Source organism: Velazquezella soli (genome assembly GCF_977018685.1).
The window spans coordinates 898,603-919,817 of sequence record NZ_CDRNXF010000004.1; the positions used below are offsets into that span (position 1 = coordinate 898,603).

Annotated in this window: 18 protein-coding genes; 13 read left to right on the plus strand and 5 right to left on the minus strand. The window is 61.9% G+C overall.

The window, feature by feature from the left end; translation table 11 throughout:
* The first annotated feature begins 88 nt into the window (after positions 1 to 88).
* Genes coxB through AC0JZ8_RS07930 form a run of 5 tightly spaced genes read left to right on the plus strand, consistent with a single transcriptional unit; the run spans position 89 to position 5,736 of the window.
* Positions 89 to 1,156 (plus strand): cytochrome c oxidase subunit II, encoded by a 1,068-nt coding sequence (gene coxB / locus AC0JZ8_RS07910; protein WP_471892210.1) that lies wholly within the window; start codon positions 89 to 91, stop codon positions 1,154 to 1,156.
* Positions 1,153 to 3,669, plus strand: a complete 2,517-nt coding sequence (gene ctaD, locus AC0JZ8_RS07915; RefSeq protein ID WP_471892211.1) for a cytochrome c oxidase subunit I — start codon at positions 1,153 to 1,155, stop codon at positions 3,667 to 3,669. The genes coxB and ctaD overlap by 4 nt, the downstream gene beginning before the upstream one ends.
* The gene (locus AC0JZ8_RS07920; RefSeq protein WP_062461668.1) at positions 3,666 to 4,049 is read left to right on the plus strand and encodes a hypothetical protein; all 384 of its coding nucleotides are present in this window, start codon (positions 3,666 to 3,668) and stop codon (positions 4,047 to 4,049) included. Before ctaD ends, AC0JZ8_RS07920 begins: the two co-directional genes overlap by 4 nt.
* Positions 4,046 to 4,687, plus strand: a complete 642-nt coding sequence (locus AC0JZ8_RS07925) for a cytochrome c oxidase assembly protein (RefSeq protein WP_471892212.1) — start codon at positions 4,046 to 4,048, stop codon at positions 4,685 to 4,687. Before AC0JZ8_RS07920 ends, AC0JZ8_RS07925 begins: the two co-directional genes overlap by 4 nt.
* Entirely contained in the window at positions 4,684 to 5,736 is a 1,053-nt protein-coding gene (locus AC0JZ8_RS07930) for a c-type cytochrome (RefSeq protein WP_471892213.1), read from the plus strand. Before AC0JZ8_RS07925 ends, AC0JZ8_RS07930 begins: the two co-directional genes overlap by 4 nt.
* A gap of 57 nt (positions 5,737 to 5,793) precedes the next feature.
* Here AC0JZ8_RS07930 and katG read toward each other — a convergent pair whose 3' ends face one another.
* Complete coding sequence (katG, locus tag AC0JZ8_RS07935) at positions 5,794 to 7,998, minus strand: catalase/peroxidase HPI (RefSeq protein ID WP_471892214.1); 2,205 nt, start codon at positions 7,996 to 7,998, stop codon at positions 5,794 to 5,796.
* 138 nt (positions 7,999 to 8,136) lie between these two features.
* On the opposite strand from katG, the gene AC0JZ8_RS07940 reads away from it, so the two are divergent.
* Positions 8,137 to 9,126, plus strand: coding sequence for a hydrogen peroxide-inducible genes activator (locus tag AC0JZ8_RS07940; RefSeq protein WP_471892215.1), 990 nt, complete (start codon positions 8,137 to 8,139; stop codon positions 9,124 to 9,126).
* On the opposite strand, the gene eglC is transcribed toward AC0JZ8_RS07940, so the two are convergent.
* Together eglC and AC0JZ8_RS07950 are read right to left on the minus strand one after the other, a co-directional pair.
* Positions 9,057 to 10,490 carry an endo-1,3-1,4-beta-glycanase EglC gene (gene eglC, locus AC0JZ8_RS07945; RefSeq protein ID WP_471892216.1) on the minus strand — a complete coding sequence of 478 codons (1,434 nt, stop codon included), beginning with the start codon at positions 10,488 to 10,490 and terminating at the stop codon, positions 9,057 to 9,059. The genes AC0JZ8_RS07940 and eglC overlap by 70 nt on opposite strands.
* A 228-nt stretch (positions 10,491 to 10,718) precedes the next feature.
* Positions 10,719 to 11,624, minus strand: coding sequence for a LysR substrate-binding domain-containing protein (locus AC0JZ8_RS07950; protein ID WP_062461655.1), 906 nt, complete (start codon positions 11,622 to 11,624; stop codon positions 10,719 to 10,721).
* A 160-nt stretch (positions 11,625 to 11,784) separates the two neighbouring features.
* Here AC0JZ8_RS07950 and argH point away from each other — a divergent pair, with 160 nt between their 5' ends.
* The 6 genes from argH to speB all read left to right on the plus strand — a co-directional run bounded on the left by argH (position 11,785) and on the right by speB (position 17,875).
* A complete protein-coding gene (gene argH / locus AC0JZ8_RS07955) occupies positions 11,785 to 13,245 on the plus strand; it encodes an argininosuccinate lyase (protein WP_471892217.1) in 1,461 nt (486 codons plus the stop codon).
* On the plus strand, positions 13,242 to 14,114 hold the full coding sequence (locus AC0JZ8_RS07960) for an amino acid ABC transporter permease (RefSeq protein ID WP_430242087.1): 873 nt from the start codon (positions 13,242 to 13,244) through the stop codon (positions 14,112 to 14,114). Before argH ends, AC0JZ8_RS07960 begins: the two co-directional genes overlap by 4 nt.
* A gap of 8 nt (positions 14,115 to 14,122) precedes the next feature.
* Complete coding sequence (locus tag AC0JZ8_RS07965; protein ID WP_062581839.1) at positions 14,123 to 14,893, plus strand: amino acid ABC transporter ATP-binding protein; 771 nt, start codon at positions 14,123 to 14,125, stop codon at positions 14,891 to 14,893.
* Between the two features lie 50 nt (positions 14,894 to 14,943).
* Positions 14,944 to 15,777 (plus strand): ABC transporter substrate-binding protein, encoded by an 834-nt coding sequence (locus AC0JZ8_RS07970; protein ID WP_113166438.1) that lies wholly within the window; start codon positions 14,944 to 14,946, stop codon positions 15,775 to 15,777.
* A gap of 145 nt (positions 15,778 to 15,922) precedes the next feature.
* Complete coding sequence (locus AC0JZ8_RS07975; protein WP_062581842.1) at positions 15,923 to 16,801, plus strand: polysaccharide deacetylase family protein; 879 nt, start codon at positions 15,923 to 15,925, stop codon at positions 16,799 to 16,801.
* 21 nt (positions 16,802 to 16,822) lie between these two features.
* Positions 16,823 to 17,875, plus strand: a complete 1,053-nt coding sequence (gene speB, locus AC0JZ8_RS07980; protein ID WP_092659450.1) for an agmatinase — start codon at positions 16,823 to 16,825, stop codon at positions 17,873 to 17,875.
* Positions 17,876 to 17,879: 4 nt separating this feature from the next.
* On the opposite strand, the gene tsaA is transcribed toward speB, so the two are convergent.
* Complete coding sequence (gene tsaA, locus AC0JZ8_RS07985) at positions 17,880 to 18,407, minus strand: tRNA (N6-threonylcarbamoyladenosine(37)-N6)-methyltransferase TrmO (RefSeq protein ID WP_471892218.1); 528 nt, start codon at positions 18,405 to 18,407, stop codon at positions 17,880 to 17,882.
* 222 nt (positions 18,408 to 18,629) lie between these two features.
* Between tsaA and AC0JZ8_RS07990 the strand changes: the two genes are divergently transcribed.
* Entirely contained in the window at positions 18,630 to 19,949 is a 1,320-nt protein-coding gene (locus AC0JZ8_RS07990; RefSeq protein ID WP_062461632.1) for an Nramp family divalent metal transporter, read from the plus strand.
* On the opposite strand, the gene AC0JZ8_RS07995 is transcribed toward AC0JZ8_RS07990, so the two are convergent.
* Positions 19,921 to 21,135: a LysR family transcriptional regulator gene (locus AC0JZ8_RS07995; RefSeq protein WP_471892219.1), complete on the minus strand. Its 1,215-nt coding sequence runs from the start codon at positions 21,133 to 21,135 to the stop codon at positions 19,921 to 19,923. The genes AC0JZ8_RS07990 and AC0JZ8_RS07995 overlap by 29 nt on opposite strands.
* Between the last annotated feature and the right edge of the window lie 80 nt (positions 21,136 to 21,215).

The following is a 21,215-nucleotide window of genomic DNA, read 5'->3' on the forward strand; positions in this document are numbered from 1 at the left end:
TTTTCACCGGGTAAAAAAATTCGTTTGGGGTGGGAACAAAATTAGAAGTGATGCATTGCGCCTGTTCGAGCCGGGGGTGAAGAGCAGAATGAACGATGACCGCGTGACCGGCGACAGCCGGCCAACCCGATCTCAAACCTATTTCGACGATGTCATCGTCCGCGCCCTTCTGCCTGCGGCGAAAGCAGTCCTTTCCCTAATTCTCCTCTGTCCGCTGATGGTTTCCTGCTCCGGCGTGCAGTCGGTGCTTGATCCCGCGGGACGGGAAGCCGCGGGTGTCGCGACACTGTTCTTCGCGATGCTGATCGGCGGCGCGGTGATCTGGGTCGGCGTCGTGGCGCTTCTGTTTTATGCGGCGCGCAAGAAGAACGCCCATTCCGAGCAAGGGGCGGGGAGGCTGATCCTCTGGGGCGGTGCCGTGATGCCCTGCATCGTTCTTGGCGCGCTGTTATCCTACGCCATGTGGCTGATGCCCAATGTCCGTCCGTTTTTCTCCGGAGGCGGTGAGGGGCTGCGGCAGATCGATGTCACCGGCGAGCAGTACTGGTGGCGGGTCCGGTATCTCAATCCGGACGGCTCTGTCGCCTTCGAGACCGCCAACGAGATCCGCATGCCGGTCGGCGAGCGGGTGGCGTTCCAGCTGACCTCGCCCGACGTCATCCATTCGTTCTGGATCCCGGTGCTCGGCGGCAAGATGGACATGATCCCCGGCCGTCGCAACGTTCTGACGCTGGAGGGTGACAAGCCCGGCTCCTATCGCGGCGTCTGCGCCGAATTCTGCGGCACCTCGCATGCGCTGATGGGCTTTACCGTGGAGGTGATGGAAAAGCCGGCCTATGACGCCTGGCTCGCATCCCGCCGCAGCGCGTCCGGTGGCGGGGATGCCGAGGGGTTGGCGCTGTTTCTGAAAAACGGCTGTTCCGCCTGCCATGCGATTTCAGGCACCGAGGCGCGCGGCGTCATCGGCCCGGATCTGACTGCATTCGGCGAACGCGGTTCGGTCGGGGCCGGCACGCTTGGCAATACCACCGCCGATATCGCCCGCTTCCTGCGCGATCCGGCCGGCATCAAGCCCGGTGTGCGGATGCCGCATTACAACATGTTGCCCGAAGCCGAAACCGATCGCATTGCACAGTATCTGAAGGGGCTTCGATGAGCGTTGAACTCGGAAATTTCTCGCCCGAGGAGCGCGCCGCCCAGGAAAAGAGGCTGCGCGATACCTGGGAAACGCCAAAGGGCTGGCGCTACTGGACCTCGGTCAACAACAGCGAGATCGGGCTCTGGTACGGCGTCACCGCATTCGTTTTCATGCTGTTTGCCGGCGTTCTCGGACTGCTGATTCGGATGCAGCTCGTCGTCCCCAACAACGATTTCATGTCGGCCGAGCTGTTCAACCAGGTCTTCACCCTGCACGGCACGGTCATGATGTTCCTGTTCGCGGTGCCGATCTTTGAGGCGATCGCGATTTTTCTTCTGCCGTCCATGCTCGGCGCACGCGAACTGCCGTTCCCGCGGCTATCGGCCTTCGGCTACTGGAGCTTCCTGCTTGGTGGCATCTTCGTCTGCGGCTCGATCTTCTTCAACGCAGCACCCAATGCGGGCTGGTTCATGTATCCGCCGCTTGCCACCGACAAGGAATATGCCGGCATCGGCGCCGACATCTGGCTGCTCGGCCTGTCCTTCATCGAGGTGGCATCGATTGCCGCAGCCGTCGAGATCATCGTCGGCATCATGAAATGCCGCGCCCCCGGCATGCGCATCAACATGATGCCGATGTTTGCCTGGTATCTGCTGATCGTCGCGGGCATGATCCTGTTTGCCTTCCCGCCGCTGATTGCCGGCGACATCCTGTTCGAGATGGAGCGGATGTTCAACTGGCCGTTCTTCGATCCATCGCGCGGCGGCGATCCCTTGCTCTGGCAGCATCTGTTCTGGATCTTCGGCCACCCGGAAGTCTACATCGTCTTCCTGCCGGCCATCGCCTTGATGGCAATGATCGTGCCGACGTTTTCGCAGCGCCCGATCATCGGCTATTCCTGGATCGTGCTGGCGGCTGTCGGCACGGGTTTCCTGAGTTTCGGGTTGTGGGTCCACCACATGTTCGCGACCGGCCTGCCGCAGATTTCGCTCGCCTTCTTCTCGGCGGCATCGGAAGCGGTGGCGATTCCGACCGGGGTGCAGATCTTCGTGTTCATCGCCACCATGCTTGCGGGCCGGGTGATCTTTTCGGTGCCGATGCTGTTTGGCGCGGGCGGGCTGATCATCTTCGTGATCGGCGGGCTGACCGGCGTCATGGTGGCCCTCGTTCCGTTCGACTGGCAGGCGCATGACACCTATTTCATCGTGGCCCACCTGCATTACGTGCTGATCGGCGGCATGTTCTTCCCGATCGTCGCCGGCATCTACTATTACTTCCCCTTCGTGACCGGCAAAAAGCTGTCGGATACCTGGGGCAAGGTGTCGTTCTGGCTGATGTTCACAGGTTTCAACACCGCGTTCTTCCCGATGCATTTTTCCGGGCTGCGGGGCATGCCGCGACGCGTCTTCACCTACCCGGAAGAATTCGGCTGGGATATTTTCAACCTCGTCTCGACCATCGGCGCCTTCATCTTTGCAGCCGGTGTCGCCACCTTCGTGATCGACATCTTCCGGCCGAAACCCAAGCCTGCGGAACGCAATCTCAACCCGTGGAATTCCGGAACGCTGGAATGGACCAACGATCCGGACGAGAGCTGGGGCATGCGCTCCGTGCCGATCATCACCAGCCGTTACCCGCTGTGGGACCAGCCGAACCTGCAGGCCGATATCGAGGCTGGCCGCTTCTATCTGCCGGATGCGAAATCCGGTCGGCGCGAGACGCTGGTCACGTCGGTGCTCGATGCAAAGCCGATCCAGTGCCTGCGCGTCGGCGGCGTGTCCTATGTCACCATCATAGCCGCCCTGTCGCTGGGTGGCGTGTTTATCGCGCTCACCTTCCACTGGTGGATCCCCACCATCATCTGCGCCATCATCACCTTTGTCGCCATCATCTACTGGCTGTGGACGGGCACGGCGCAGATCCCTGAAGCGGCTGAGACGGATGTCGGGCTGGGCCTCAGCCTGCCGGTCTATGTTTCAGGCCCCGCGTCCGTCGGATGGTGGGCGATGTTCATCACCATGGTTGGGGACGGTACCGCCTTTGCCAGCCTGATCTTCGGCTATTTCTTCTACTGGACGGTGCATGACGATTATACCGGCGTCAGTGCCGGGCCGGGTGTGTTCTGGCCGATGGTGGCGCTGGTGCTCTATCTTGTCGCCTGGGGCCTGACGATGCTGGCCCGGCAGCTGAACGAAAAGGGCCCGGTCGGTTGCCGCTTGGCCCTCGTTGCAGCCGCAGCCGTTACCATCGCCGCCTCGCTTGCTGGTCTCGCCGGTCCTTATCTTACCGGCATGGATCCGACTTCCAACGTCTATCCGGCCACCGTCTGGGTCATCGCGCTCTGGACCGTTATCCACGGCGTGGTCGGCGTCGTGATGCAGCTCTATTGCCTTGCCCGCAGCCTCACCGGCAACATGACCGGCGAATACGATCAGGATATCCGCAACGTCACGCTCTACTGGCATTTCATGGCGTTTACCGCCGTCGTCACGTTCGGCGTGCTCGGTCTCTTTCCGCTGGTGGCATCATGAAGAGCGTTATCCCCCGCGAGGTCGAAACTCTCTGGACCCTTTTTACGGCGCCCGTGGTCTGGGCGCTGCATTTCATCATCTGCTATGCGACGGTCGCGGTTTTCTGCGCCAAGCGTCTGCCGGCGTCGTTCAGCTTCGACACGGTCCGGATCGTGCTTGTCGTCGTGACACTCGCCGCGCTCGCGATGATCGTGCTTTCTGCCTATCTCGCCTGGCGCCAGTGGGGTTTCGGTGCCAAGGACGCGCCGCATGACGAACCGACGCGCTCGTCGCGCACGCTGTTCCAAGGGTTTGCAACGCTGCTGCTGTCGGGCCTGAGCTTCGTGTCGGTCGTCTATGCGGCCATTCCGCTGATCTTCATTGCGGAGTGCCAGCCATGAAACGCCTTGCGCTGATCGCGGGGGCGCTGGTCCTCGGTCTGCTCTGGTTCGGCATCCTGCCGTTTTCCGATCGCGGCTCGTTCTCGGTGCATATGGTCGCCCATATGGGTGTCGTTGCCATCGCGTCGCCGCTGATCGCGTTTGGCATGTCCGGAACGCGCTTCGATTTCACGGCCGGTCATCTCTGGCTCACACCGATGCTCGCCTCGGTGCTGGAACTGTTTGCCGTCTGGGGCTGGCATATTCCGGCCATGCGCGAGCTATCGGAAGGGTCGGTCCCGTTCGCCGCTCTCGAGCAGATGGTATTTCTCACGGCCGGGCTGACGCTGTGGCTCTCCTGTCTCGGCGGTGCGGCATCGGGACGCGAGGCGCGTCGACTTGCCGGCACGTTCGGCCTCTTGTTTACCTCGATGCATATGACGCTGCTCGGCGCGCTCCTGTCGCTTTCGCCGCGGCCGCTTTACGGCGCGGGCGAGGTGAGCTGTTTCGGTATACCGCTCACCGCACTCGCCGATCAGCAGACAGGCGGTGTGGTGATGCTGCTGGTTGGTGCTATCGTCTATCTTGCAGGCGGCGTGGCGCTGCTCGCCGGCATGCTGAGGCATGATCCGGCTCCTGAGCTTGAGGGGAACGCATGATGACGATCCGCTGGAAGCATCTGATCATTCTTGCCATCCTTGCGCCGATCCTCGGCTTCGGCGTCGCCTGGTCGGGCCTGATCAGCGTGCGCGCCTCGTCGGGACACTGGGCAGCGACCGACTGGTTCCTGCATTGGGTGATGCGCAATTCGGTCAGCACCGCGTCGATGTCCGTTGATCCGCCACCGCTCGACAATCCGGCTTTGGTGCCGGCCGCTGCCGGCCATTTCGAAAGCGGATGCGCCACCTGTCACGGGTCGCCGGCGCAGGGCCGGAACGATGCCGTGCTGTCGATGCTGCCGCCGCCGCCGGATCTGAAAGCAGTCGTGCCGACCTGGACCGACGCGCAGTTGTTCGAGATCGTCAAGCACGGCGTTCGCTTTACCGGCATGCCGGCCTGGCCGGTGCAGACGCGTGACGACGAAGTCTGGGCGATGGTGGCGTTTCTGCGCAAACTGCCTGAGATGGACGGCAAGGCCTATATCGCAGCATCAGGTCTGCACGGCATGGGAACCGCGGGCGAAGTATCGCCGCTGCCGATCACCTGCGAAAGTTGTCATACGGAAGCAAAGCTCAACGATGGCAGCATAATCCCGCGTCTCGCGGGACAGTCGGAGACCTATCTGCTGGAAAGCCTCAAGGCCTATCACGACAACCGACGGCCGAGCGGTATCATGGGTGTCGCAGTCGGCACGCTCCCGGAAGAAAGCCTGCCGGAACTGGCGCGCTACTATGCCGATCAGCAAAGTCCGAAACGCGATATGCCGCCGAAGGACCAGGCGCTTGTGGAAAGAGGCCGCGAGCTTGCCGAAAGGGGAAGGTCTGCGGACAAGATCCCCGTCTGTCTCAGCTGTCATGACAAGGACGGTGCGAACCCGGGATATCCGAAATTGTCGGGGCAGAATGCCGCCTATCTGAAACAGCAGCTCGATCTGTTTCGAGGCGATGTTCGTGGCGGCACGTCGTCGAGCCATCTGATGGTGAATGCTGCGAAATATCTTCAGGATGACGATATCGATGCGCTGTCGGCCTTCTTCAGCCAGCGCTAACGCCAGAAAGAGATCGGCCGGGCGCAACGGGTGTTGCGTCCGGCCGGTTTTGTTTTTTTAGGCGCGCAGGTCGAAACGGTCTGCGTTCATCACCTTCACCCATGCGGCAACAAAATCCTTGACGAACTTCGTCTTGGCATCGGCCTGGGCATAGATCTCGGCAATCGCGCGCAGCTGCGAATGCGAGCCGAAGATGAGGTCGGCGCGGGTGGCAGTCCACTTCTGCGCGCTGGTGCTGCGGTCGCGACCTTCATAGACGCCACGCTCGCCGGCAACAGGTGCCCAGACGGTGCCCATGTCGAGGAGGTTGACGAAGAAGTCGTTCGTCAGCGTTTCCTTGGCAGTCGTGAACACGCCGTGCTCAGGTGTGCCGACGTTCAGAACACGAAGGCCTCCGACCAGAACGGTCATTTCCGGTGCCGTCAGCGTCAGAAGCTGGGCACGGTCGACCAGTGCTTCTTCCGCCTGCATGAACTGCGTGCGCTTTTCGTTCACGTAGTTGCGGAAACCGTCGATGCGCGGCTCGAGTGCTGCAAACGACAGGGCGTCGGTCTGCGCCTCGGAGGCATCCATCCGGCCGGGCGAGAAGGGCACGACGACATCGTGACCAGCAGCCTTCGCCGCCTTTTCAACGCCGGCAGCGCCCGCCAGCACGATCAGGTCGGCAAGCGAGACCTTCTTTGCACCGGCATGGGCCGTGTTGAAGGCGGTCTGGATGTCTTCCAGCTGACGCAGAACCTTGGCAAGCTGTTCCGGCTGGTTGACGTCCCAGTCCTTCTGAGGGCTCAGACGGATGCGGGCACCGTTGGCACCGCCGCGCTTGTCAGAACCGCGGAAGCTGGACGCCGAAGCCCAAGCGGTGGACACCAGTTCCTGCACGGAAAGGCCGGTTGCCAGAACCTTTTCCTTGAGGTTGGCGATGTCAGCATCGTCGATCAGCGGATGATCGACCGGCGGAATGACGTCCTGCCAGATCAGGTCTTCGGCTGGCACTTCCGGGCCGAGGTAGCGAACCTTCGGGCCCATGTCGCGGTGCGTCAGCTTGAACCAGGCGCGGGCAAACGCGTCGGCAAATTCAGCCGGGTTTTCGAGGAAGCGGCGCGAGATCGGCTCGTAGATCGGGTCGAAACGCAGCGCCAGGTCGGAGGTGAGCATGGTCGGGACATGCTTGCGGCCGGGGATATGCGCGTCGGGTACCGAAGCTTCGGCGTTCTTTGCCTGCCACTGATGGGCGCCGCCCGGGCTCTTCGTCAGTTCCCATTCGAAGCCGAACAGGTTTTCGAAGAAGTAGTTGCTCCACTGGGTCGGCGTCTGCGACCAGGTGACTTCGAGACCGCTGCCGATCGTGTCGGCGCCCATGCCGGTGCCGTGCTTGCTCGCCCAGCCGAGGCCCTGGGATTCCAGCTCGCCGCCTTCCGGGTCGGTTCCGACCAGCGACGGATCACCGGCGCCATGGGTCTTGCCGAACGTGTGGCCGCCGGCGACCAGCGCCACGGTTTCCTCGTCGTTCATCGCCATGCGGGCAAAGGTGCTTCTGATGTCGCGGGCCGAGGCCAGCGGGTCCGGATTGCCGTTCGGGCCTTCCGGGTTGACGTAGATGAGACCCATCTGCACGGCGCCGAGGGGTTCGGCCAGCTCGCGCTCGCCGCTATAGCGCTCGTCGCCCAGCCAGCTGCCTTCGGGACCCCAATAAAGTTCTTCCGGCTCCCACACGTCGGCACGGCCGCCGGCAAAACCGAAGGTCTTGAAGCCCATCGATTCCAGCGCGACGTTGCCGGTCAGGATCATCAGGTCGGCCCAGGAGATCTTGTTTCCGTATTTCTGCTTGATCGGCCACAGAAGGCGGCGAGCCTTGTCGAGGTTGACGTTGTCAGGCCAGCTGTTGAGCGGTGCGAAACGCTGCTGGCCCATGCCGGCGCCGCCGCGGCCGTCGGTGATGCGGTAGGTGCCGGCGCTGTGCCAGGCCATGCGGATGAAAAGACCGCCGTAATGACCGAAATCGGCCGGCCACCAGTCCTTGCTATCGGTCATCAGCGCATGAAGGTCCTGCTTCACGGCGTCGAGATCGAGCGTCTTGAATTCTTCGGCATAATCAAACGACTTGCCCAGCGGGTTGGCCAGTGCCGTGTGGGTATGCAGAATCTGAACGTTTAGCTGGCTTGGCCACCAGTCGCGGTTCGAGCGACCGCGCGGCGTATTGCCCTGGGGGTTCTGGCCATGTGCAACGGGACACTTGCCCGCAGTGTCAGTTTTCGTGTCCATGACATTCTCCTTAGATTGTCTGTCGTGCATTGCATGAAAAGGGGAGGATTGTGTGTCTCAACCCGTTGCCGAGAGTTCTACAGGAACATTTCGATAAATTTAAGTTGGATTTCCTGATGGTTGCGATAATTTCACCTTATGACTAATTTCACTCTCAAGCAGCTCCGCTATTTCGAAGCTTTGGCGCGCGAGGCGAGTTTCCGCAAGGCGGCGGAAGCCTGCGCGATCTCTCAACCTGCGCTGTCGATGCAGATCAAGGAACTTGAGGATCAGGTGGGACGGGCCCTGTTCGACCGGGGCACCCGCGATGTCCGGCTGACCGCGTTCGGAGAGCTTTTTGCTCTGCGGGCCCGCGACATCGTCCGGGCCGCCGACGAACTTGCGGATCTGTCGCGCGCCTCGCGGGACCGGTTTCTGTCACGACTGCGCATCGGCGTCATTCCGACCGTGGCACCCTATCTGCTGCCGTCGGTCATCAACGAGCTCAACCGGGCATTCGATGGCATCCGGGTCGAGATCCGCGAAACGCAGACGACCAAACTGGTCCAGGAAGTCATGCAGGGCGGGCTCGATGTGGCGATCGTCGCGCTACCGGTGTCCGAGCCGTCGCTGACGGAGCTTAAACTGTTCGACGAGGAATTCGTGCTGGTGCGCAGCCGGGAGGATGGCGACAAACCGGTGCCGGAGCCGGATGCGCTGAAAGAAATGCGGCTTCTTCTTCTCGAGGAGGGGCATTGTTTCCGCGATCAGGCACTGTCCTTCTGCGGCATCGGTTCGAACCGCCCGCGCGAAATCCTGTCGCGGGAAATCATGGAGGGAAGCTCGCTGTCGACGCTGGTGCAGATGGTCGGTGCCGGCATCGGCGTCACGCTCATTCCGGAAATGGCGGTGCCGGTCGAGACCCGCTCCGCGCGGGTCTCCATTTCGCGGTTCGATTCACCGCCACCGGCCCGCAGCATCGGCATGATCTGGCGCAATTCGACGCCGCTTGCCAAGCAGTTGCTGCAGGTGGCCGACGTGGTTCTCGGTGCCGCCGCCATCATGCGGCAGCAGACGGCCTATACGAGGCCGTCGTCCGATGCGCTTGAGATCGACGACGTAGGCGCTGCGTCGTCGTCGATTTCGTAGGCATGGATATAGTCGATGACCATCTTGGCTCCGCCGGACAGATCGCCCGGCTTCCCGGCCGCGCCCCCGACGGCCAGATTGACCAGAAGGTACATCGGGTCATGCATGTCTGACGGTGTCTCGGCGCTGGCAATCGCCACGTCGTCGAAATACCAGACGATTTCCTCTTCGGTCCACAGCATGCCGTAGGTGTGGAAGCCTTCGGTGCTGGGAACGCTGATCGCAGACGTCTGCGTGGTCTGCTTGCCGGTCTCATTGGAATGCGCGGAAACATGAACCGTGTTCGGGTCCTGGCCGCGCATTTCCACCACGTCTATTTCCGGTGGCCACGATCCGTCTTCCGGCAGCAGCCAGAAGGCTGGCCATGTCGCCTGGTCGGTCGGCATGTCGGCGCGCATTTCGAAATAGCCGTAGGTCTGCGAGAATGTCGAATAGGTGTTCAACATTCCAGACACGTAGTCGTAGCCGTTGACCGCGTCCGAGATCGCATCCGGCGTATTCTTGGCGGTGATCGTCAGGGCGCCGTTTGAGACCGAGAACGGGCTGTAACCGGCGGTCGGCGCATAAAGCGGGTTCACGTACCATTGGCTTTCGCCATTCGTCGGCAGAGAACTGCCCTGGTCCGGCGCCCAGTGGAAGTTTGCGTCCCACGTGCCGCTCGTGCCGTTGTTCAGGGAAAGCGCGTTGAACTCGTCGCCGAATGTCTTCGTCAGGACCGAGCGGTCGAGGCTGAGCGCAAACTGGTCGGCAGACAGGTCATCGGCTGTCGTGCCGGCGAATACGAGGCTGTCGCCGTCCCCGAGGTCAAGCCGCAGATTGGGGCCTTCCTGGGTCAGGCTGTTGCCCACCTGTTCAAAGGAGGTGAAGCTGTAGCCATCGAGGCGGATCTTGTCGTCGGCGCTGAAATCGGTGATCAGGTCGCTGCCATTGCCCTTGGCGACGATAAACGTGTCGGCCCCGCCGCCACCGGTCAGCACATCGTTTCCGTCGCCGCCATCGAAGGTCTGGCGCGAGGACGAGCCCGAGATGATGTTGTCAAGATCGTTTCCGAAGGCGAAGCGGTTGTCACCGGTGACGCGCAGGTTTTCGATATTGTCCGGCAGCGTGTAGCTCATCCAGGTATCGACCGTATCGATGCCCTGGCCTGCCGCTTCAGCGGCCCGGTTGATGCTGGAATAGAGGTAATAGACGTCGTCGCCGGCGCCGCCGCTCATGGTCACGTTGACGGCGCTGTCGCCGTACATGGAGTCATTGGCCGCTGTGCCTGAGAGTGCGGTGCCGGCACCCGTCGCCGAAATCCAGGCTTTGGATGTGCCGCTGTAATACAAGGTTTCGCCAAGGGCGTTCAAAACGGTTTTGGTCATCAAAGTGTCTCCTGTTTGAAAAACGTTGACCTTTGGTCTTCTCCTCCGTTTCGTTAGAGCTCCCTGTTTCAGGCTACCGCGTCGATGCTGCACCGCACAGCGCGAACCGCTGGCGGGCTGAACAAGCTGCTCCCATTTCTGGACGCGACTGTTCGTGCCGTCCTTTTTTGCGACAGAAGTGTGCGGGTATGGGGCAGGCATGCCAGATCTGGCTGTGGACAGTCGCGGTTACGGGCGGTCCAGTTCAGGTCCCAGCTGCGCGGTCAGCCATGTCTTGAATGTCAGCATGGACGGGCTGGAATGGATATGGGGCGTGCTGAACCAGTAGCCGAAATCGCTCCGGTAACCGAGGCCGGCCGGATTGATGAGCCTGCCGGTAGCAATCTCGTCGAGGATCAGGCCGCGTGGGATCAGTGCCAAGCCCTGGCCGGCAAGTGCGGCGCGGATCACCATCGTGTAATAGCCGAAGCGGGTAATGTGGCGAACAGTGGCCCCGTCGCGGTTGTGATGAGCTACAAAATGTTGCCAGTGAAACGGCGTCTGGGGATGTTCGAGCATCACGTGTTCGGCAAGGTCGTCGATGTCACAAGGCGTTCCGGCCTTGGCGAAATAGTTCGGTGCGCTCACCAGAAGCACGTCCTGACCGAAGAGATAGGTGCTGTTGTCTCGGTGTTGTGGCGTCGCCGCAAACTCGAAAATGCCGTCCGGGACTTCAGACTGCGACGGCGAGATGAAGGTCGTGAACTGCACCTCGATATCGGGATGCTGTTCCGCAAACAGATGGAATTTCGGCAGCAGCCAGCGATCGCCGAAAATCGGCAGGACCTGCAGGCGCAGCACGCCGGGGCCGGGTTTCAGCCGGGCCACCAGAAGCGCGGCGTCTTCCATTGCTTTCAGTGCCGTGCGCGCGTGGTCGATATAGATGCGGCCGGCCTCGGTCGCCACCATGCCGCGCGGCGTGCGCAGGAAGGCGGGGCTGCCGATCAGTTCCTCAAGTGCCAGCAGCTGCTTGCTCACAGCACTCTGGGAGAGCGCCGTCGTTTCCGCCGCAGCACTAGTCGATCCGCGTTCGGCCACCGCCAGCAGAACCTGAAGCGATGCGGTGGACGGCAGGCGCCTGCGACGTTGCTCCATCAGGGTCTCACTGGTTTTGTCGGGATGCGTCCGAACCATTATCGCCAGCGCGTCGTTTTGCGCTAGTCGTTTTTGTCATAGGGCCAAGGAAATAAGTTCGCTTGCCCATTCGTGGTGCACATGGGATCCCTGCCCATTATCTGAACAGAAGGGTTTGCTCATGTCGGCATCCGCACAGCTCTGGGGTGGACGTTTCAAGTCCGGCCCTTCCGAAGCTCTGGCCAATCTTTCACGGGCACCTGCCTCCTATTTCCGCCTTTATCGCGAAGACATCGCCGGCTCACGGGCGCATGCGTCCGAACTGAAGCGCGCCGGCGTGCTGGATGCGGCCGAGTTTTCGGCCATCCGCTCGACGCTCGACACGATCGAGGCCGATGTCGCGGCAGGCCGCGAAACGCCTGTCGCCGGCGATGAGGATGTGCATACGTTTCTCGAGCGGCTGCTGATGGCCCGTCTCGGCGCTCTCGGCGGCAAGCTGCGCGCCGGTCGGTCGCGCAACGACCAGACCGCCAACAACACCCGTCTCTATCTCCGCCGCATGGCGCGTGAGCTCTCCGCCGGCCTGATCGACGTCGAGGACGCGATCCGCGAGCAGGCGGCACAGCATGTGGAAACGGTCATGCCCGGTTTCACGCATCTGCAGCCGGCGCAGCCCGTCGTGCTTGGTCATCACCTGATGGCGCATGCGCAGTCGCTGCTGCGCGATCTCGAACGCTTTGGAGATTTCGACCGCCGCTTCGACCGGTCGCCGCTTGGTGCGGCAGCGCTTTCCGGTTCCGGCATCGTCAACCGGCCGGACCTGTCGGCACTTGAGCTCGGGTATTCGGCAGCTGCGGAAAACTCGATCGACTCGGTCGCCTCGCGCGATATCGTTGCCGAATTCCTGTTCATCGCCTCGCTGATCGGCGTCAACCTGTCGCGTCTGGCCGAAGAGATCTGCATCTGGAGCTCCAAGCAGTTCTCCTGGGTGCGCCTGCATGACAGCTATTCCACCGGCTCGTCGATCATGCCGCAGAAGAAGAACCCTGATATCGCCGAGCTGACGCGCGGCATGTCCGGCACGCTGATCGGCAATGTCACCGGCTTCCTGGCCACCATGAAGGCGATGCCGCTCGCCTATAACCGCGATCTTGCCGAGGACAAGAAGGTCCTGTTCGAGACGATCGATACGCTGCAGCTCATCCTTCCCGCCTTTGCCGGCATGGTTGCGACGCTGGAGTTCGACGTCGAGAAGCTGAGGGCAGAAGCGCCGCGCGGCTTTACGCTGGCAACGGAAGTGGCCGACTGGCTGGTCAGCCAGAACGTTACCTTTGCCGAAGCCCACGAAATCACCGGCGCTGTGGTGCGCTACTGCGAAGAGCGCGGCCATGATCTTGAAGGGCTGACCGCCGAAGATCTGCCGAAGATCGATCCGCGTCTCGGCCCCGGCCTGCTTGAGGCGATCACGCTCGAACATGCGCTTGCCAGCCGCACCGGTTATGGCTGCACGGCACCCGATGCGGTGCGCGACCAGATCGGCCGGTTCGAGGTAGCGATCGACGCCCGCCGTCAGTTCGCGCTGGAAGAGATCGGCGCAAAGCCGGCTGTTGCCGCAAACTCTGCGGAGGCTGGCACACGATGAGCGCACCCACGACCGTTGCTGTAGACGACAGCGCAAAATACGAGGTCGCCCATCTGAAGCTGGTGCCGAAGCGGCATATCGGCCGCAATGTGGCCGCCGGCATCGTCATTCTGCTGATGGCAGCGCTGGTGCGCGCCTTCAGCGTCGGCCAGATCGAATGGTCCTATGTGCGCGACTTCCTGTTTGCGCCCGTCATTCTGCAGGGCCTCGTCAACACGCTGGTCATGACGGTTGCTGCCATGGCGATCGGCATCGTGCTCGGCGTCGTCATCGCCATCATGCGCATCTCGGGCAACCCGGTTCTGTCGTGGATCGCGATCGGCTATCTTTGGATCTTCCGCGGCGCGCCGGCACTGCTGCAGCTGATGCTGTGGTTCAATCTGGCGCTGATCTTTCCGACGCTCGGCATTCCCGGCCTGTTCGAATTCCGCACCGTCGATATCATGACGCCGTTTGTGGCGGCCATGCTCGGTCTCGGTATCCAGCAGGGCGCCTACACGTCGGAAGTGGTGCGAAGCGGTCTTCTGTCGGTCGATAGCGGCCAGTACGAAGCGGCCCGCACGATCGGCATGACGCAGATGAAGATGCTGCGCCGCATCGTTCTGCCGCAGGCCATGCGCGTCATGGTGCCGCCTGTCGGCAACGAGGTGATCGGCATGGTCAAGCTCACCTCGCTTGCCAGCGTCATCCAGTTTTCCGAAATCCTGCACAATGCGCAGGTCATCTACTACGCCAACACCCGCGTTCTCGAACTGCTGCTGGTGGCAAGCTTCTGGTATCTCGTCGTGGTGTCCGTTCTGTCCGTCATCCAGCAGCGCATCGAGCGCTATTATGGCCGCGGATCGAAATCTATCAGAGCATCGATGTGAGGTTGGACATGACGAAAGATATTCTGGTCAAGGCAATCGACGTCACCAAGAGCTTCGATGCGTTCAAGGCGCTCGACAAGGTGAGCCTCGAAGTCCGGCGCGGCGAAGTCGCGTGCATCGTCGGCCCGTCCGGCTCCGGCAAGAGCACGTTCCTGCGCTGCATCAACCTTCTGGAGCGGATGGACGAAGGTGCCATCTGGGTCAATGACGAGCTGATGGGCTATCGCCGCGAAGGCGACAACCTGCATGAACTGGCGGACAAGGAAATTTCCCGCCAGCGTCGCCGCATCGGCATGGTGTTCCAGCGCTTCAACCTGTTTCCGCATCAGACGGCTGTCGAAAACGTCATGGAAGGACCGGTCCAGGTTCTCGGCCAGCCGGTCGCCAAGGCGCGCGAGGATGCGCTTGCGCTTCTCGCCCGCGTCGGCCTGTCCGACAAGGCGAACCATTATCCGTCCGAGCTTTCCGGCGGCCAGCAGCAGCGCGTCGCGATCGCCCGTGCCATGGGCATGCAGCCCGATCTCATCCTGTTCGACGAGCCGACGTCGGCGCTCGATCCGGAACTCGTGTCGGAAGTGCTCGACGTGATGAAGGATCTGGCCGCGTCCGGCATGACCATGATCGTCGTTACCCATGAAATGGGGTTTGCACGCAACGTTGCCAACACCGTCACGTTCATGGAAGCGGGCAAGGTCGTCGAAACCGGCCCTGCTTCGGAAGTGTTGTCGGCGCCGAAAAGCGCGCGCACCGCGGAATTCATCCGGGCGGTCCATAACTGACCGCGTCAACGTTCAACCAGTCGACCAAAAACAAGAGAACAGGGGATTTCATGACCAAGACATTCGCAATCGTCGCCCTCGCAGCCGTTGCTGCTGCCGGCTCGGTTTCGGCTCAGGCCCTGCCGGAGCGTATCAAGACCGCCGGCAAGATCGTCGTTGCCAACACGCCGAACTATCCGCCGATGGAATACAAGGACCCGGCCACCAACACGCTGATGGGCCTTGATATCGATCTTGGTCTGGCGCTTGCCAAGCAGCTCGGCGTGACGGTCGAATGGTCGGATATCGGCTTTGAACAGATGGTGCCGTCGGTTGCCACCGGCCGCGTCGACATCATCCATTCGGGCATGAGCGATCTGCCGAAGCGTCGCGACGCTCTCGATTTCGTCGACTACATGAAGTCCGGCGCCCAGTTCTACACGACGGCGGCCCGCAAGGATGAACTGAAGTCCGAAACCGATCTTTGCGGCAAGAATGTCGGCATGAGCCGTCGCACGTCCTTCCCGGACGAAACGGCGAAGTGGAGCGCTGCCAACTGCGAAGCCAAGGGCCTGCCGGCCGTCAAGGTCGTCGGCACCGAAGGTTCGGCCGATGCCCGCACCCAGCTGAAGCAGGGCCGCGTCGATGCAGCCGTCCAGGGTTCGGAAACCGTTCCCTACCTGATGACGCTCGAAAAGGGCGCATACGTTTCGATCGGCGCGCCGTTCACCGCCATCTACCAGGGCATCGGTTTCTCCAAGAAGGATACCGAACTGCGCGACGCCTATATCGGTGCGATGAAGGCCCTGATGGCCAGCGGCGAATACAAGACGATCCTTGCCAAGTGGAACCTGGAATCGGCTGCCCTCGACGGCATCTACGTCAACAGCGAAGCCCAGAAGTAAGCTTTCACGTTTTGCAAAACGGGTGCCTCCGGCCTGATCTCCTTCAGGCCGGACGGTCGGCGGACCAGTCCGTTTTGCATCGGAAGCCGGGCTATCTGTTCAGCGGTGGCCCGGCTTTGCATTCTTCCCGACCGGAGGTTTTATAATGCCCTTCGACCTTTCTCCCCGTCCGCTCAATCCGGCGCCTGTCACACCCGCCATGGTTTGGCCGAACGGCGCGAAAAGCGCGCTCTTCATCGGCTTCGACGTGGACGCGGAAACCGCCTGGATCGGCAACAATCCTTCCAATGTCGATCGCATGGTTACGACGTCGCATGGGGGCTACGACGCCCGCGTCGGCATTTCGAAAATCGTGTCGCTGATGGATGAATTGTCGCTGCCGGCGACCTTCTTCATTCCCGGCTGGACGGCATTGGCGCATCCCGCCCAGTGCGAAGCGATCCTGAAAGCTGGCCACGAGATCGGCCATCACGGCTATCTCCATAAGCTGCCCGACCGCGACAAGCTGGATGAGGCTTTCGAGGAAATCGATCGCGGCTATGAGGCGTTGCAGCAGGTGCTAGGCGTGCGGCCGATCGGCTACCGCGCACCATCGGGTGAGAATTTCCCGGAACTGCTCGCCTATCTCTCGAAATCCGGCATGCGCTATTCCAGCTCCTTCCGCGACGATATCCTGCCTTACAGGCATGCGGATCATGGCGGCGAGCGCGGCCTCATTGAGATCCCGGTCAACTTCGCCTTCGACGACTGGAATTTCGGCATGACGAGCCGCACCAGTTCACGGCCGATCTTCGGACGCGACGCGGTGCTGCAGCTGTGGATTGACGAATTCGAGGCGACACATGCTTGGGGCGGCGTCACGACGCTGGTCCTCCATCCGCAGGTTTCGGGACGGCCGATGCGCTGGCATCTGCTACGCGATTTCCTGATCCATGTGCAAAGCAGAACCGATGTCTGGATTGCCACGGGCGCCGAGATATCGGACCATTTCGACGCGCTGGAAGCGGCCCGCGCAGAGCTTTAAGAAAGACCTGGAGAAACCGACATGACGTTCGACACGAAAAAGCTGGAAGAGCTTCGAGCAAAATACGGCGAAGGCCACGGCGGCAGCATCCATGATCCGGAATTTCGCGCCGTCGCCGACCGGATCTTTTCCGCAAGCGGCACGCGCTCGGCCCCCTATGCGGGCGTTCCGACGCTTCTCGATGCGCCGCTCGTCCACATCGATGCGGACAATCCGGATTTCGGCGATCTTCAGGTAGCGCTGATCGGCGTGCCGATGGATCTCGGCGTCACCAACCGTCCGGGCTCCCGCTTTGGGCCGCGGGCACTGCGCACGATCGAGCGCGTCGGTCCCTATAATCACGTGCTGAAGACCGCGCCGACCTTCGAGATGAAGGTGGCCGATATCGGCGACGTGCCGTTTCGCAGCCGGTACCGGCTGGAAATGAGCCATGACGATATCGAGGCGCATTTCAACAAGGTGATCGATGCGGGCGTCATCCCGTTGTCGGTCGGCGGGGATCATTCGATCACGCATCCGATCCTCAAGGCGGTCGGCCGCGACCGACCGGTCGGGATGATCCATATCGACGCCCATTGCGATACGGGCGGCGCCTACGATCTCACCAAGTTCCACCATGGCGGCCCGTTCCGCAACGCGGTTCTCGACGGCGTGCTTGATCCGACACGGGTCATCCAGATCGGCATTCGCGGCGCGGCGGAGTATCTCTGGGAGTTCTCCTTCGAAAGCGGGATGACCGTCATTCATGCCGAAGAGATCGGCAAGATGGGCATCGACGCCGTCATCGCCAAGGCGCGCGAGATTGTCGGCGATGGCCCGACCTATCTGTCCTTCGATATCGACAGCCTCGATCCGGCCTATGCGCCCGGCACCGGCACGCCTGAAATCGGCGGGCTCACCAGCCGTCAGGCGCTCGATATCCTGCACGGGCTAAAGGGTCTGAATTTCGTCGGCGGCGACGTCGTCGAAGTGGCGCCGCAATACGATACGACCACCAACACGGCGCATGCGGGCGCTCAGATGCTGTTCGAAATCCTCAGCCTGATCCGTTTCAGCCCGGCGCTGAAGGGCTGATTTCTCACGCCTTCTGACAGTAATGCGCCGTCGGTGCATTACTGTCAGGCTCGGCTTCGCCTGGCTGCGGCGACACGATCGGCTTGAACAGGCTCCGGTCGGGCTTGAGATCAAGAAGCGGCGTGCCATCGAGGCAATCCATGCCGCGCACCAGAAGCACATTCCCCTCGACACCTTCGAGCACCACGATCGACGTCCCGATCGGGTTCGGCCGGACAGGAGAGCGCAGAGAGAAGGTGCCGTGCACCTTGCCGCTGCTGGCGGGGCTCTGCAGAACCAGATCGCGGCGCGCCTGATGGAGCCAGTAGAGGATTTCCAGCCGCTCGAAATTCTCGACGCCCTTCAGGGCCGCAACCCATGGCTCGAATATCTCGATCCGGCAGATCGGTCCGGTATGGCTGCCCTGACGCGGCGTTTCGCTGCGTGCGGTCCAGGGGGTCGAAATGCGTCCGATGAAGATCAGCCCCGCATCGTTCGCCTCCGGCGGCGTGACCTGAACCTCGTTCTCGCGGATGCCGTTATCCTGCGCCATGTCATTCTCCGATCAACTGGTTCTGCTCCACGTTTCGCGAAGCAACCAGATCTCCCCAGCATGGCCGAAATACTGCTGTTTCGCAAAATGTGAAGCTGCGCGGAACAGTTTCCCTGTTTCCGGATTTCTTATTGCGAATAATTTGCAACTACGATCTTTATGTGCGAATGAATTGCAATTGCAACAACGAGAGCACGATCGACGATGGATATCCGATCCCGAATGAATTCCAGCGGCTGGCTCAAAAGCGGCGGTGATGCCTCGCTGATGGATGTTCATCGCTCGATCCCGGTGCGCGGACAGGGATCGAAGCTCCGGCGGGCGTTCGCGTTCTTCGGTCCGGGTTATCTCGTCGCCGTCGGCTACATGGATCCGGGCAACTGGGCGACGTCGCTCGCCGGCGGTTCGCAGTTCGGTTACCTGCTCCTGTCGGTCGCACTCTTGTCGAACATCATGGCGATCGTGCTGCAATCGCTCTGCGCCCGGCTGGCGGTCGCTTCCGGCCGCGATCTCGCCCAGGCCTGTCGCGACGCATTCCCGCGTCCCGTCGCCTACATGCTCTGGCTGTTTGCCGAAATCGCCATCATCGCCACCGATATCGCCGAGGTGATCGGCACCGCGATCGGTCTCAACCTGATCTTCGGCATTCCGCTGGAAATCGGTGTTCTCATCACCGCGCTCGATGTCTTCCTCATTCTCTACCTGCAGAAGCTCGGATTCCGGTTCCTGGAAGCCTTCGTCATCGGCTTGCTGGGCGTCATTACCGCCTGTTTCGCCATCCAGATCGCCATGGCCGATCCGAACTGGGGCGAGGTCATTCGCGGCTTTGCGCCGACCACCGAGATCGTCACCAATCCCAACATGCTCTATCTGGCGCTCGGTATTCTCGGCGCCACCGTCATGCCGCATAACCTTTATCTGCATTCCGGCATCGTCCAGACCCGTAATTACGGGGACAGCGTCGAGGAGAAGCGGGAGGCGATCAAGTTCGCGACGATCGACAGCACCGTCGCCTTGATGTTCGCGCTTCTGATCAACGCATCGATCCTCATTCTGGCCGCCGCCGCCTTCCATGCCAACGGCCATACGGCGGTGGCGGAACTCGGCGATGCGCATAATCTTCTCTCACCGGTTCTCGGTTACGCCATCGCGCCGACGCTGTTCGGTATCGCGCTCCTGTGCTGCGGCCTGAATTCCACGGTGACAGCGACCTTGGCCGGGCAGATCGTCATGGAAGGGTTCCTGCATATCCGGCTGGCAGCCTGGGTACGGCGGCTGATCACCCGCGGCATCGCCATCATTCCGGCGGCAGCGGTCACCATCTTCTACGGCGATGGCGGCACGGCGGAGCTTCTGATCCTGACGCAGGTCGTGCTCAGCCTGCAACTGTCCTTCGCGGTCTTCCCGCTGGTGATGTTCACGTCCGACAAGCGCAAAATGGGCGTCTTCGTCGCACCTCTCTGGCTGCGCGCCTTTGCCTGGCTGATCGCCATCGTCATCGGCGCCCTCAACATCAAGCTGCTGGTGGATTTCGTCCTGTAACCGGAAAAGTCATCGAGCCCAGAATGTGCTCGGCCGTGCGGGCAATCGTCTCGGCGGCCGCTCCCTTTTTCCAGGCAAGCGACAGATGCATGTCGTAGGCCTCGGGAAGCGCGATCGCCGCCATCCGCTCGTCCGGCTGTGGAATGGCCCAGAGCGGCAGAAGCGCGATATAGCCGTGATCGCTGACGAGGTTGGCGATGACGGGAATGGAATCGATTTCGACGAAGGACAGTCCCGCCCGTTCGTCCGGGGTCAGGATGTCCTCGGTCAGCAACCCGAATTTCTGCCGCAACCCGCTCTTGAGGCTCGGCAGCGCTATCGGATGACGCAGGAGCAGTTGCCGCAGATCGCCGCGATGGTCAGCGATCACATCAGCGGCTCCCACCATGGCAAGTCCGCTGCGTGAAATCACCCGGTGTTCGACGCCGGGCGGCATGTCGAGCGTGTCGACCAGCACGAGATCATACGTCCGGTCGGTGATACCGGACAGCAGCTCCTCGGCATTGGTGCTGGAAATATAGAGCGGCCGGCGCGGCATGTGCTTCGGCCAGTCGGCGGCAAGTTTTGCGAGGATCCGGGCAATCAGGCTTTCGCGTCCAAGCGGCGTCACGGAACCGATGCGGGTCGTCGATGCGGCACGCCGGAACCGGTCACCCGCATGGTCTGAAATCTTCAGCCAGATCGCTTCGAGCTCTTCTCCCAGAGCGATCACCCGTTGCCCGCTCGCATTGGGAACAGCGCCGGCGGCTGCCCGGTCGAGAAGGGGAAGGCCCAGATCACGCTCAAGACTGCGGATCTGCCGCGTCAGCTGTGGCTGGCCGATGCCGATCTCCTGCGCCGCCCGCCGTATGCTGCCGCTGCGCCCGACCACGAGGAAACGCTGCAGCGCCAGAAGCGGTACGGAAAGCCGGGCTCCGTCTTCGGGCGTGCCGTCCTTGTGGCCGAGACCCGAGAGCTCGCCGACCAGCATTGCTGCCCGCTGCAGATCTCGACCGATCCGCACGCCTTCAAGCGTGGGCTGGATGCGGTTGCCTGATGTCGTCGTCAGCGGCGTCGCAATATGAAACTGCAGCCGCGCCAGCGCGGCGGAGACGCTGGAGACGGGCCGATCCAACACCTTCGCCGTTTCGCGGATGCCACCCAAGGCCAGCACATGATGAGCGATCAGCAGCGAGGCAAGGTCCATGACGGCTTCCGGGTGAGCATATAAGAGGATGACAGCAATGATATCGTGCGTTCACGATATGGGATATCCCTCTGCCCATC